12 protein-coding genes and 1 pseudogene are annotated in these 13685 nt (G+C 66.4%); 7 read left to right on the top strand and 6 right to left on the bottom strand.

Translation table 11 applies throughout. From position 1 onward, the window contains the following. The 4 genes from QH168_RS22880 to QH168_RS22895 all read left to right on the top strand — a co-directional run. On the top strand, positions 1–543 hold a 543-nt coding region (locus tag QH168_RS22880), incomplete at its 5' end, for an alpha/beta hydrolase (protein WP_280236836.1). A 183-nt stretch (positions 544–726) separates the two neighbouring features. Next, on the top strand, positions 727–2910 hold the full coding sequence (gene betT, locus QH168_RS22885) for a choline BCCT transporter BetT (RefSeq protein WP_280236837.1): 2184 nt from the start codon (positions 727–729) through the stop codon (positions 2908–2910). Continuing rightward, on the top strand, positions 2907–4421 hold the full coding sequence (locus tag QH168_RS22890; protein WP_280236838.1) for an aldehyde dehydrogenase family protein: 1515 nt from the start codon (positions 2907–2909) through the stop codon (positions 4419–4421). The genes betT and QH168_RS22890 overlap by 4 nt, the downstream gene beginning before the upstream one ends. Continuing rightward, positions 4418–5968 carry a GMC family oxidoreductase gene (locus QH168_RS22895; RefSeq protein WP_280236839.1) on the top strand — a complete coding sequence of 517 codons (1551 nt, stop codon included), beginning with the start codon at positions 4418–4420 and terminating at the stop codon, positions 5966–5968. Before QH168_RS22890 ends, QH168_RS22895 begins: the two co-directional genes overlap by 4 nt. A gap of 56 nt (positions 5969–6024) precedes the next feature. Here the strand turns inward: QH168_RS22895 and QH168_RS22900 are convergent, their stop codons facing one another. The 3 genes from QH168_RS22900 to QH168_RS22910 form a co-directional block, all read right to left on the bottom strand. After that, positions 6025–6393, bottom strand: a complete 369-nt coding sequence (locus QH168_RS22900; protein WP_280236840.1) for a DUF488 domain-containing protein — start codon at positions 6391–6393, stop codon at positions 6025–6027. Positions 6394–6515: 122 nt separating this feature from the next. Next, the gene (locus QH168_RS22905) at positions 6516–7010 is read right to left on the bottom strand and encodes a hypothetical protein (RefSeq protein ID WP_280236841.1); all 495 of its coding nucleotides are present in this window, start codon (positions 7008–7010) and stop codon (positions 6516–6518) included. 100 nt (positions 7011–7110) lie between these two features. Then, complete coding sequence (locus QH168_RS22910) at positions 7111–7428, bottom strand: hypothetical protein (RefSeq protein ID WP_280236842.1); 318 nt, start codon at positions 7426–7428, stop codon at positions 7111–7113. A gap of 574 nt (positions 7429–8002) precedes the next feature. Between QH168_RS22910 and QH168_RS22915 the strand changes: the two genes are divergently transcribed. The 3 genes from QH168_RS22915 to QH168_RS22925 all read left to right on the top strand — a co-directional run bounded on the left by QH168_RS22915 (position 8003) and on the right by QH168_RS22925 (position 9475). Beyond that, positions 8003–8473, top strand: coding sequence for an RDD family protein (locus QH168_RS22915; RefSeq protein WP_280236843.1), 471 nt, complete (start codon positions 8003–8005; stop codon positions 8471–8473). 61 nt (positions 8474–8534) lie between these two features. Then, positions 8535–8987, top strand: a complete 453-nt coding sequence (locus QH168_RS22920; protein ID WP_280236844.1) for a VOC family protein — start codon at positions 8535–8537, stop codon at positions 8985–8987. A 62-nt stretch (positions 8988–9049) separates the two neighbouring features. Beyond that, positions 9050–9475: a nuclear transport factor 2 family protein gene (locus tag QH168_RS22925; protein WP_280236845.1), complete on the top strand. Its 426-nt coding sequence runs from the start codon at positions 9050–9052 to the stop codon at positions 9473–9475. A gap of 30 nt (positions 9476–9505) precedes the next feature. Here the strand turns inward: QH168_RS22925 and QH168_RS22930 are convergent. From QH168_RS22930 to QH168_RS22940, 3 genes and pseudogenes are all read right to left on the bottom strand, one after another. Beyond that, a pseudogene (locus QH168_RS22930) lies at positions 9506–10381 on the bottom strand (DUF3556 domain-containing protein); the annotation flags it as partial. A 177-nt stretch (positions 10382–10558) separates the two neighbouring features. Beyond that, positions 10559–12025 (bottom strand): MDR family MFS transporter, encoded by a 1467-nt coding sequence (locus tag QH168_RS22935; protein ID WP_280236846.1) that lies wholly within the window; start codon positions 12023–12025, stop codon positions 10559–10561. 427 nt (positions 12026–12452) lie between these two features. Next, a complete protein-coding gene (locus QH168_RS22940; RefSeq protein WP_280236847.1) occupies positions 12453–13595 on the bottom strand; it encodes a hypothetical protein in 1143 nt (380 codons plus the stop codon). Positions 13596–13685 lie beyond the last annotated feature (90 nt).

The following is a 13685-nucleotide window of genomic DNA, read 5'->3' on the forward strand; positions in this document are numbered from 1 at the left end:
GGCACCGGCGCCAACGCTATCGCCGGCATCTCGATGGCCGGAACCTCGGTCTTTCAACTCGCCGAATCCGCACCCGGCTTCTACCGCGCCATCGCCTCCTACAGCGGATGCGTCAGCACCAGCGACCCACTCGGCCAAGCCTTCGTCTCGGCCGTGGTCGCCCGCTGGTCGGGCAATCCCGCCAATATGTGGGGGCCGCCGGGCGGACCAGAATGGACCGCCAAAGACCCCGCCCTGCATGCCGACCGTCTCGACGGCACCGCCGTCTACGTCAGCACCGGCACCGGAATCCCCGGCCCACACGACACATTGCACGGCCCCCATATCGACGGCAACCCCGGCACTCTCATCGGTCAACTCGTCAACGGCGGAATCCTCGAAGCCATCACCCATTCCTGCGCCATCGCCCTGCGCGACCGACTCACCGCCTCGAACATCCCCGCCCACTTCGACCTCCGGCCCGTCGGCACCCACTCCTGGGGCTACTGGCAACAGGATCTCCACAACTCCTGGCCGATGATCTCGGCGGCCCTGAACCGCTGATCAGCAGCCTCATGTGGTTGCTCGGCGCGGGCGAGGTGGCGTGTCGGGATGCGGCGCATCCCTCTCAGCGAGTCTGCGGCAATCGTCGCGGATCGCGGCCGATGATGGGGTGATGGCGCAGCAGATCATTCCCGTGCAGTGGAAGCCCTTCCACCTCGCGTCCACCGGACTAGCGTCCTTGCTATGAGTGGCGTCAGCGATCCACCGGACAGCGACAACACCGAGCACGACCCGGCGGCCGATGTCGGCGTGAGCGCCCACTCTGCCCACCCGTCGCATCCCGAGGCCGGGCGCGGCTCGGTCAACAAACCCGTCTTCCTCGTCGCCGCGGGCATCGTGCTGGCGTTCGCGGTGTGGGCACTCGCGGCGCCCGAGAGCGCCGAGACCGTCGTCGGTGAGGTCAAGACCTTCATCTCCACCTGGTTCGGCTGGTGGTATTTCATCCTCGCGACCGGCATCGTCGGCCTCGTCGCCTTCCTCGGTATCAGCAAGTACGGTCGCTACCGGCTCGGACCGGAGGAATCGCGGCCGGAGTACAGCCTGTTCACCTGGACCGCGATGCTCTTCGCCGCCGGAATCGGCATCGACCTGATGTTCTTCTCCGTCGCCGAACCGGTCTACAACTACCTGTACCCGCCCGACGGCCCTGCCCAGACGAACGAGGCGGCCCGAGCGGCCACCACGTGGACGATCTTCCACTACGGCGTCAGCGGCTGGGCGATGTACGCGCTCATGGGTGCGGCCCTGGCCTACTTCGCTTTCCGGCACAACCTGCCGCTCACCATCCGCGCCGCCCTCTACCCCATCTTCGGCCATCGAGTGCACGGCCGGTGGGGCGACGCCATCGACGTGGCGGCGGTGCTCGGCACCATTTTCGGCATCGCCACCTCCCTCGGCATCGGCATCGTGCAGCTCAACTACGGATTGCACGAGATGTTCGGCATCGCGCAGGGCAAAGCGGCACAGATCGGGCTGATCGCGCTGTCGGTGATCGTCGCGACGATCTCGGCGACCACCGGCGTCGATCGCGGCATCCGGCGGTTGTCCGAACTCAACGTCATCATGGCGATCGCCCTGCTGATCTACATCCTCGTCGCGGGTCGCACCGACTTCCTGCTCAACGCGCTCACGCAGAACGCCGGTGATTACGCAGCGACCTTCCTGGACCGAACCCTGAACACCTTCGCCTGGGAACGCAATCCCGAGACCGGCAATGAACCGACCGCCTGGCTCGATGCCTGGACGTTGTTCTTCTGGGCCTGGTGGGTGGCGTGGGCGCCGTTCGTCGGCTTGTTCCTCGCGCGCATCTCCCGTGGCCGCACCCTGCGCCAGTTCGTCTTCGGGGTGCTGGTGGTGCCGTTCAGCTTCATCCTGTTGTGGATCTCGATCTTCGGCAACAGCGCACTCGACCTCGCCCGCGAGGATCCCGAATTCGCGCAGACCACGGCCGAGCGCGCCGAGGTCGGTTTCTACTCGCTGCTCGAGCAGTATCCGGCCGCGCCGCTGCTGCTCGGTATCGCGACCATCACCGGTCTGCTGTTCTATACGACCAGCGCCGATTCGGGCGCCCTTGTGATGGGCAATTTCACCTCGCGCCTGCCCAATCCGATGGCCGATTGCGCGCGCAGCACGCGCATCTTCTGGTCGGTCGCGATCGGTCTGCTCACGTTGTCGATGCTGTTCGCGGGTGTCGGTGGTTCCATCACGACGCTCCAGAACGCCACCATCATCATGGGGCTGCCGTTCTCGTTCGTGCTGGCGCTCATCGGGATCGCACTGTTGCGTTCGGTGCGCAACGAGTCCTACAAGCTCGACAGCTACCGCACCTCGCTGCCGAATGCCATCGCGGCGGGACGCGGACCCTCCGATCTCGGCAGTTGGCGGCGACGCCTGCTCGCCACCATCAGCTATCCGGGACCGGCGGCGACACGCAGGTTCATGACCAATTCGGTGAGTCCGGCGATGGCGGAGGTCTGTGCCGAATTCACCCGCGCCGGGGTCTCGGCCACCGTCGACGAATCGGCCCGCAACGAGGGCATGCCCACCTCGCGGCTGGTGGTGGATCAAGCCAACGAACCACGGTTCGAGTACTGCGTCTGGCCGGTCTCGGCGCCGACACCCACCTACGCGGTGCTCGCACAACGTTCCGACGACCGGTACTTCCGCTGCGAGGTGTATCTCGCGGAGGGCTCACAGGGCTATTCGCTCAACGGCTACACCCGCGAACAGATCATCGGCGACATTCTCGACCAGTACGAACGCCACCTCGGCTATCTGCATCTGCGGCGCTCGGCGACCGATCATCACGAGCCGAATCCCGGCGGCGCCGACACCGACAGCGATCCGGAAGGGAGAACCACCGCATGAGTGACACCCTCTACATCGACGGCGCCTGGACCGCCGCCGCCTCCGGGGAGACTCGCGAAATACGTTGTCCAGCAGATAATTCCCTCGTCGGTGTGGTGGCCGAGGCGGGTGCGGCCGATACCGAGGCCGCCATCGCCGCCGCCCGCCGCGCCTTCGACGACGGCCCGTGGCGGCAGACCTCGGCCGCCGAACGTGGCGATCTGCTGCTGAAGGTCGCCGAGGTGATCGATGCCCGGCGCGAGGAATTCGTGCGCGCCGAAACCCTCGACACCGGTAAACGTCCCTACGAGTCCGATATCGATATGTCCGATATCGCGAACTGCTTCCGCTATTTCGGCAAACTGGCCGCCGAGGACGCCGGGCGTGTGGTCGACGCGGGCTCCCCCGACGTCGATTCCCGGATCGTCTACGAGCCGGTCGGGGTGTGCGGGCTGATCACACCGTGGAACTATCCGCTGCTCCAGGTGGCATGGAAGGTCGCACCCGCCTTGGCCGCGGGCAACACCTTCGTGCTCAAACCCGCCGAGCTGACACCGCACACCTCGATCCTGCTGCTGTCGGTGCTGCACGAACTCGGTGTGCCGCCGGGCGTGGCCAATCTGGTGCTCGGCGCGGGCACCACGGCCGGTGCGCCGCTGTCCGCCCATCCGGATGTCGATCTCGTATCCTTCACCGGCGGTCTGGTCACAGGCCGGGTGATCGCCCGTGAGGCGGCGGCGACGGTGAAGAAGGTGGCCCTCGAACTCGGCGGCAAGAACCCGAATGTGATCTTCGCCGATGCCTGCGATACCGAGAAACGGCTGGCCGCCGCCGTCGACAACGCCCTCAACGCGGCGTTCCTGCATTCGGGCCAGGTCTGTTCGGCCGGTGCTCGGCTGGTCATCGAGGAGAGCGCGCACGACCGTTTCGTCGACGAGCTTGTGCGCCGCGCCGAACAGATCCGGCTCGGATTACCCTTCGAGCCGGGCACCGAGACCGGGCCGCTCATTTCCGCCGCCCATCGCGACAAAGTGCACGCCTACGTGGAACAAGCGCACGCCGAGGGCGCCCTCATCCGCACCGGTGGCGCGTTCGCCACCGGTGATCAGGGGTCGGGCAACCTCGACAACGGCTACTTCTATCTACCGACCGTCATCGACCGCGCCACCCGTGACATGGCCTGCGTGCACGATGAAGCCTTCGGCCCGACGGTCACCGTGGAGACGTTCCGCACCGAGGAGGAGGCCGTCGCCATCGCCAACGACACCGATTACGGTCTCGCCGGTGCGGTGTGGTCCTCGGATGCCGCGCGGGCCCGCCGCATCGCCGCCCGGCTGCGACACGGCACCGTATGGGTCAACGATTTCGGTCCGTATCTGCCGCAGGCGGAATGGGGTGGGTTCGGCCGCTCCGGGATCGGCCGCGAACTGGGGCCGTCCGGTCTGCACGAATATCGCGAGGCCAAGCATGTCTACGAGAACCTCCGGCCGGGCGTCACCGGCTGGTTCGCCGACCGGAAGGAGCACAAGTGAGCGAATACGATTACCTGGTCGTCGGTGGCGGGTCCGCCGGGGCCGCGGTCGCGGCCAGGCTCTCCGAGGATTCGTCGGTCACGGTCTGCCTGCTCGAAGCCGGGCCGAGTGATGTCGGCGACGAGGCGATCCTGCGGTTGGACCGCTGGATGGAACTGCTCGAATCCGGCTACGACTGGGACTATCCCATCGAACCGCAGGAGAACGGCAATTCGTTCATGCGGCACGCTCGCGCGAAGGTGCTGGGCGGATGCTCCTCGCACAACAGCTGTATCGCCTTCTGGGCGCCGCGCGAGGATCTGGATTCGTGGGAGCGCGACCACGGTTGCGCCGGGTGGGGATCGGAGTCGGTGTATCGGCTCTACCCGCGGATCGAGACCAATGACGCGCCGGGCGATCATCACGGGCGCAGCGGCCCGGTGCACATCATGACGGTGCCGCCGAACGATCCGTGCGGGGTGGCGGTGCTCGATGCCTGCGAGGCGGTCGGTATTCCGCGCGCGGAGTTCAATTCCGGGCATACGGTGGTCAACGGCGCCAATTTCTTTCAGATCAACTGTCGTCCCGATGGCGTCCGCGCGTCGTCGTCGGTGAGTTATCTGCATCCGAACCTGGATCGGCCGAATCTGACCGTCCGGACCGGGTCGTGGGTGAAGAAGATCGTGATCGACGGCGGACGAGCCGTCGGTGTGGACATCACCGATAACGCCTTCGGTCGCACCACCCGCATCTCGGCGCGGCGCGAGGTCATCGTCTCCGCCGGTGCGATCGATTCACCGAAGCTGCTCATGCTGTCGGGGATCGGACCCGCGGATCACCTGCGCGAGAACGGTATCGACGTGCTGGTGGACTCCCCCGGCGTCGGCGCGCATCTCCAGGACCATCCGGAAGGCGTGATCGGTTTCGAGACGACGCGGCCGATGGTGCGCAGTTCGACGCAGTGGTGGGAGGCGGGCATCTTCACTCCCACCGTGGAAGGGTTGGACCGCCCGGATCTGATGATGCATTACGGCAGCGTGCCGTTCGATATGCATACGCTGCGGCAGGGGTATCCGACCGCCGAGAACACCTTCTGCCTCACGCCGAATGTCACCCATGCCCGTTCGCGTGGCACGGTGCGGTTGCGGTCACGCGATTTCCGCGATAAGCCGCGCGTCGATCCGCGGTATTTCACCGACCCCGAGGGGCACGATCTGCGGGTGATGATCGCGGGCCTGCGCAAGGCGCGCGAGATCGCTTCGGCCGCGCCGCTGGCGGGGTGGGTGGCTCGTGAGCTGTATCCGGGGCCGGACACGGTGTCGGATGTGGAGCTGGCCGATTACATCCGACGCACCCACAACACCGTCTATCATCCGGCCGGGACGGTGCGCATGGGCGCGGCCGACGATCCGATGAGCCCGTTGGATCCGCGGTTGCGGGTGAAGGGTGTCGAGGGGTTGCGGGTGGCCGACGCGTCGGTGTTTCCCGAGCACACGACGGTGAATCCGAATATCACCGTCATGCTCGTCGGTGAGCGCTGCGCCGAACTCGTCGCCGAATCCCGGTAGGAACGTCGCCGCCGCTCACCAAGTAGGCGAAGGGTCGTCGATGGACGGCCCTTCGCTCATGTTCCACCGATGAGGTCGGCCAGGACTGCGGCTTCGCTGATCTCGATGTCTTTGGTCGCGGTGAGCAGGGTGAGCGTTCCGCGATCGGCGAGTTCGCGCAGGTGGTCCAGTTGGGTCGCCCGTTCGGCGTCGGCCAGTTCGGTTCGGTAGCGGCGACGGAATTCGTCGAAGCGGGCCGGATCGTGGTCGTACCATTTCCGCAGTTCGGTGGAGGGTGCGATCTGTTTGCACCATTCGTCGAGGTGCGCGCGTTCCTTGCTCATACCGCGCGGCCAGAGCCGGTCGACGAGGACCCTGGTGCCGTCGTCGGGTGCTGGATCGTCGTAGATGCGCCGGGTCCGGACATGCGGTTGTGCGCTCGGCATCGCCGGTTCTCCCTTCGGGCGGCTGATGGGTTTGTTGGTATCGCCGAAAGGTGTCCGGCAGGCCGGTGACGCCCGGCCTGCCCGCTGTGCGTCCTCAGCCTAACGACCTCCGCGTTCGGGGCTCAATAGCCCGCTGTCGCGTCGCGCCATTCGAAGCGGCCGGTCGCGTGTCTGGTCGTGGTGGTGCCGCGCCGCAACTCGGCGGTGACCCTGCCTTGCGCCCCGTTGGTGAAATAGCCGGAGCCACTGCCCGATTCGTATTCGCTGGCGTCGATCACGACGGTTTTCCGGCGGGAGATCGTGTCGCAGATGATGTCGTAGGCGTAGCCGGGGCCGTGCGGCGGGCTGCTGGGGCGCCTACTCGGTGACTGTGCGCCTTCATAGGCGTAGACGTGCAGGGTGTCGGCTTCACCGTCGGCGCAGCTGTAGGTGACGGTGACGGCGAGGTGTCCGGCGCTGTCGTCGGTGCTGTCGGGGGCGTGTAGGAAGCCGACGTCGTCGATGGCCAGTAGCCCGCCGTAGTCGGCGGCAGCCGGGCCGGACCCGGTCTGGCCGCCGATGCCGGACAGTATCGCGATCATGGCAGCGGTCGATGCGACGCCGCGCGAGCCGAACATGTGTTGCCTCCACGAGTACCGAACGATGTCGTCCGCGCCTCGACGGCACGAACCCGCTACGACATTCGTCGCCGATACTTCGATGGATCGGTCCTGGCCGCTACTTTCGCCGCAGTAGTCGTCCCCAGAGCGTGGCGGCGCCCTTGCGGCCCTTGTCTGCGGGGTCCGCCGCCGCCTCGGTTGTGTCGGTGATGCGCTGCGGTTCCGGTGTCGCGATATCGCTGGATGGCTCCGGCGGTTTCACCGCCGACCACCCGGTCGGTTCGGTGGGGATATCGGTGAGTACCGGCAGCACCACTGTCGGTTCATCGTCGAGATCGGCTCGCAATTGGGTGAAGAACGCTTCCAACGAGCCATATCGAACCGTCACTTCGTCGACGAAATCCAGTACCGCCGACCGTGAGCGCATCTGCATCATCACATCCCTCCATTCGACTCCACCACACACCTGCCCCGCCGCAGCCACGGACCGAGACTTCATACGAATAGCCAAGTAGGACAACAGCTTTTACACATTCCCGCCGATGACGTGCCACTACCCCACGGGATGACCGATCCCCACCCCTGGCCGCGGTGCGGCTACGACTGCCACTGTAGCCACATTTCAGCAAATTCGCCGTGACGTCGGGCGGGTGTCGAATCCCTTCGATCGCCACGACCGGATAATCGTCACATCACAGGGGAACCGACCGATCGCGCCGACCGGCTTCGTCGGCATCACACGATTCGATCCTACGCGACTCGAGCGGCCTGGCGATCACTCAGCAATTCGCCCCGACGAAACGCCCCACCGGCACCATGGCCCGGCACGCACCGGAACGCGTCCGGGTGTCCAGAAGTCGGCCAGGCGTTTTCGCCCTCGATGACAACACTACCGACATGTTCGGCCGATGACGGCCCCGATCTCGCCCGATTATGAGATCGTTGGTTCGGCCACCCGATGGGCGGTGCGGCACTCCGGACATGTGGGACCACTTTCAGGAGGAGCAACCATGGTGAGCGCAGGTGGATACGACCCCCGATTCGGATCGGCCGCGGAATTCACACCCGGCGGTCTCGGCAAACGCGCCGCAGCGCGGTTCGTCGACTGGATCCTCGCGGCGATCGTCGGCGCGATCTTCTTCTGGCTGCTGAACAAGGCCTGGGACACCCCCGATTGGGTGTCCATCCTGCCCGGCGCCGGTTTCGGCTTCCTGTACTTCCTCGGCTTCGAGGTGGCTACCGGGTCCACGCCGGGCAAGAAGCTGCTCGGGCTGCACGTCAACGGATCGGGTGGCGCACCGAAACCGAGCGTCAAGGACTCCGCGGTCCGCAATGCCTACATGCTGCTCAACCTGATTCCCTGTATCGGCCCGGTCCTGTGGTTCATCGCGGCGATCGCCATCGCCACCACGATCAGTTCGAGTCCGACCAAACAGGGCTGGCACGACAAGCTGGCCGGTACCCAGGTCATCGACGTCTGAGCGTCGATGTGGCCGGACCGAGCGCGCCACGGCTGTCGGCGGCAGGTGGTAGGAACCGTATATGGCTCTGAACTGGAAGCTCGTCATCGACAGCCGCGATGCGGCGACGCTCGCCGATTTCTGGGCCGCGGCCCTGGAGTACGAGGTCGAAGATCCCAGTGCGCTCATCGACCATCTGCTCACCGCAGGTCAGCTCCCCGACGAAGCGGTGCTCGAGCATCGCGGACGCAAGATCTTCCGCGGTTATGCCGGGATCCGGCACCCCGATGATCCGTTCGACCCGGTCAGCGGGGTCGGCAGCGGCCGGCGCCTGCTCTTCCAAGACGTCCCCGAGGACAAATCCGTCAAGAACCGGCTGCACATCGATGTGCACAGCGAACCAGGCGGGCTCGAGAGCTTGGTGGCGCGGCTGGAGGCCCTCGGCGCGACCCGTGTGCGCGAATTCGACCGTGGTCCCGCCGGGCACTGGTGGGTCATGCTCGACCCGGAGGGCAACGAGTTCTGCGCCGCTTAGGTCCGGCGAGCGGCTACCGGATTCGACCCCACCGTGGCGGCCGCATGCGCTTATATCGAGGCATGGACCTCGAAACGATCGCGGACCGGATCGCCATCGGCGATCTGCTCACCCGCTACGCCCATGCCGTCGACACCAAGGACTGGCCGCTGTATCGCAGCGTGTTCACCCCGGACGCCCATATCGACTACACCACGGCGGGCGGCCCGGTCGGTGATGTGGACACGGTGGTGACGCAGCTGTCGGTGGCGCTCGAATTGTTCTCCCGCACTCAGCATTTCGTCTCCAATATCGATGTCGCCCTGGACGGCGACAGAGCCACGGTGCGCGCGATGTTCTTCAACCCCATGATCGTCTCGACGGGCAAACAGTTCTTCTGCGGCGGCTGGTACAACCACGAACTGGTCCGCACCGACGACGGCTGGCGCAGCACCCGGCTGGTGGAGGAGTCCGCCTGGTTCGACGGGCTGGAACAGGCCTTCAGCTGACCGTCCGGATACCGCGGGCGACGGCCGCGCTCACCGTGGGGCGGGATACACCGGCAGGTCATCGTCCCATGGTTGCCGGGTGACCATATCGTCGACGCGCACCGTGCCGCTTTCGAATTCGCCGGTCGCGGCGTCGACCAGCCGGTAGCGCTGGGTTCGGGTATGGATGGGTTGGGCCGCGGGCATGGCGACGACCGCGATGATGCCCGCCCGGATCTTCGCCTCGGCCGAGGGCGTGAGGCACCACAGGGTGGTGTCCCAGTTCCCGGCGTAGTACCGCATACCGGGTAGGAACGAGATCTTGGCCGGGAACAGGTTGCCGAGGATCACGATGCCAGCGAGCACGGCGAACAGCACACCGAGCGCGACCGGCGAATTCGACTGGACCAGGCCGAAATCGGCGTGACCGACGAACAGGGTCAGCACGCCGAAGATCATGAAGACGTTCCATTCCAGTGGTACGCCCATCGGGATCGCCGCCAGGATCGTCAGATGGAAGCAGATCATCACGGTGGCGGCGATGGCCGTCGGCCAGCCGCCGTGGCTGAAGAACAGCACCAGCGGAACACACATCTCCACGGCGGTGCCGCCGTGGGCCAGGATCCGGGAGGGGCGGCCCGGTCGGAGGTCATCGGGGAAGCGTTCGAAGAACATCCGCTTGACGACCTTGGGCCGCAGGATCGGATTATTGGACATCATCGTCGAGACGACGAACGGGAAGTGCTGGTTCAACTTGGAGATCGCCGCACCCATCCAGATGACGACGAAGACGATCTTCGCGGCGACGATCATATCGATGCCGGTGAACAGGAATGTCAGCGTGAGCAGCACCAGCAGTGCACCGTAGAGCAGAACATCGAAGGGTGTGCGGGACGTGCCGGTGGTGAGCGGCACCCGGCCGGGCCACATCCCAGAATAAGAACGTGTTCTATTTTAGCGGTCGCTCGGGTCACCGTCCGCGAATCCGGGAAACACCCGACCCGCGTTCGGGGTGCACGGATCGTGCGGACCCGGTCCCGAAACCGGGCACGCCCTGTCGCGCCGGATTTCAGCGTGACAGGGCGTGCGATCGGGGCCGATCGGTCAGCACTTGACCAGTTCGGGTTCCGGCTCGTCCGCGTTGTGCGATTCATCGGATCCACTGGAGCGGTTGGGCAGCAGCACCGCCACCACGATGATGATCGCCGCCAGGACCGCCGAGACACCGAAGGCCAGCCGCATACCGTCGAGATGAGCGGTTGTCGCATCGACGCCTTCGTCGATCAACGAGGTGCTGCGCGTGGACATCACGGTCACCACGAGCGCGGTGCCCAGCGCCGCCGCGACCTGCTGCAAGGTGCCGAGCATGGAACTGCCGTGCGAGTACAGCTGCTGCGGGAGCGCGCCGAGGCCGAGGGTGAAGACCGGGGTGAAGGCCGCGGCCAGCGACACCATGAGCAGAATGTGCAGGCCGAGCAGCTGCCAGTACGGGGTGCTCATCGAGATTCGGGTGAATCCGGCCAACGAGATCGTGATGCCCACTGCCGCCGGGATCACCAGCATCCGCCCACCGAACCGGTCGAACAGGCGGCCGATCGTCGGCCCGAGCAGTCCCATCGCCATACCACCGGGCATGACGAGCAGGCCGGTGCTCAACGGGCTCAGCTCGCGCAGATTCTGGAGGTAGAGCGGCAGCAGGATCATCGATCCGAGCATCGCCAGGAACGCGATGGACATGAAGATCAGCGATTTGGTGTAGGTACCGGACAGCAGGATGCGCAGATCCAGCAGCGGGGTGCCGGTGCGCTGGAGCCGCAGCTGCCGCCACGCGAACACAGCGATCAACACGACACCGGCCGCGACGATCAGCGCCGGGGTGGTGACGCTACCGGTTTCGAAGCGGCTCAGACCGTAGACCAGGCTGCCGAATCCGAGCGCCGCGAACGCGACACTCGACCAGTCGATGGCACCGGCTTCCGGCTCGCCCACGTTCTCCAACCGCCGCAGACCCAGCCAAGTGACCAGTCCGGCGATCGGCAGGACGAGCACGAACAGCCAACGCCACGAGCCGATCTGCAAGACCAGGCCGGACAGCACCGGACCCATGGCAGGGGCGACCGAAATGGCCAGGGTGACATTGCCCATGACGCGGCCGCGGTCGCGTTCGGGCACCACCGTCATCAGCGTGGTCATCAGCAGCGGCATCATCACCGCGGTGCCGCCTGCCTGGATGACGCGGCCGATCAGCAGCACCGCGAACGAGGGCGCCACCGCCGAGAGCGCCGTGCCCACGAGGAACACGCCCATCGCGATCGCATAGGCCCGCCGGGTGGTGACCCGTTGCAGGAACCAGCCGGTGACCGGGATGACCGCCGCCATGGTGAGCATGAACGCGGTGGACACCCATTGCGCCGAGCGTTCGGTGATGTGCAGATCGGTCATCAGCCGCGGTATCGCGTTGATCATGATGGTCTCGTTCAGAATCACCACGAAGGTCGCGAGCACGAGCAGTCGGATCACCGTCGGTGTCCGCTGTTCGCCCGGCCTGCGGTCGGATAGCGCGATGGACATCTCGGGGTACCTCCGGTGATCGTGAGCAGAGTGGAGTGGCGCCGAGGGCAGGTCGTCGACCCGGCGCGGTGCCACATCAGATCAGACGGGGGTCGTCCGATCGATTCATCGGTCGAGCGCCGGTGGGCCTCGGCGATACCGTTCCCGATTGGTCACCGGGGGCGCCGAGCCGCTTCGGGCTCATAGAACAGCAAACAAGCTAAACCACACTCGAGGTCAAGTCATCCGATTTTTCGTGTGGTCAGCCGTGCGGCTCCCGCAGCAGAGCAGCCAGCTGGCGAGCAGTGGCAATCGGCAGGTACGCGTGTGAGATCGCCAGGCCGATGCGCGGCAGATCGGCCACATCCCGGAAGCACCAGGTAGATGCCCGCGTAGCGCGGGTTGGTCCGAGCGCTGTCGGTGCGGCCGGTGCCGAGCGATTCCGCCGTCATACCCGCGCCTCGGTCGCGGGATTTCCACGCTTCCACAGCCCGGGTAGCCGCCCCACACCACGGCGGATCGCGCGGGCCGACGCCGATCCGCCCATGAGGTAGGCCACCACCGCGACGATCACGCCGAGCAGCAGGACTGCGCGCAGGAGGTTCCACAGCGGTAACGTCACGGCGTCGAAGACCGCGGCGGCCGCCTCCGGTGAGCGGATCGCCTGCCCCGGATCGTCGAGGTAGTACCAGCGCACGAACTGGATGGCGAGCGCGAGTATCGCCATGGCGACCGTGAGCGTCACGCCGAGCGCAGCGGTCGCGCGACGTCGAGAACCGGTGGGCGCGAACGCGATCGCTGCCGCCGCAGCGAGCAGTGTCACCCAGGGTAGGACCGTCGCCGTCCGGTCGAGCGCGTCGACGAGGCGCCGTGCCTCGGCCAGCTCGGGTGACTGCGCCAGCACGAACTGGGTGTCGACCTGTGGAATGCGTTCGGCGAAGACGAATCCGCGCTCGAGCAGCCGAGCCTTCGCCTCCTCGATGATCGCGGCGAGCGAGACGCTGATCGTCCCGCTGTCATCGATATCCACCGCCGCCATGCTGGTCCGGCCGGTGAGCACGGCGACGATACTGCGGTGCGCGGCCCGGTTCGCCCCGGACCACAGGTCGGCGAACCGGTCGGAGCCGACCATCGAGGCGACCGTCTCGTGCACGAAATCCTCGGCTTGATCGGCGAGGAGGGGCGTCAGGCTCGCGATGACGCGCTCGCGCCGTTCGCCCTCGCCCGCGACATCGGCCAAGGCTTGCGATACGACCGCCTCGATATCGATGCGGGTGACGATCTCCTCGGTGACCCGATCGGTGAGCGCCGCCCGGACCGCCGGGTCCGCCGCCAGCGGCGCGACAGTATCCACATAGCCGTCGGTGTCGAGGACGGTGGTGTGCACGACCCGAGCCAGTACCGAGGCCATGGCGAGGACGCCGGTGACGACCAGGAGCACGATCACCACGGTCCACCGCAGCCGGCGACCGCGCCGAGCGGGTGCCGGTGTTCGCGAGCCGCCGGAATCCTCGCCCCGCTCATCACGCGTGGCTTCGCCGGGCGCCTTGTCCGCACCGTCACCGGACGAGCCGATATCCGCATCCGCCATGACCGATCCTGCCGGTTGTCCTCATGTCCGAGGCCGGGTGTATCGGTGCCACCCCGATACACCCAGCACCTCCAGCAACAGCATGCGACG

The sequence above is a fragment of the Nocardia cyriacigeorgica genome (genome assembly GCF_029868385.1).
GTDB classification, from domain to species: domain Bacteria; phylum Actinomycetota; class Actinomycetes; order Mycobacteriales; family Mycobacteriaceae; genus Nocardia; species Nocardia cyriacigeorgica_F.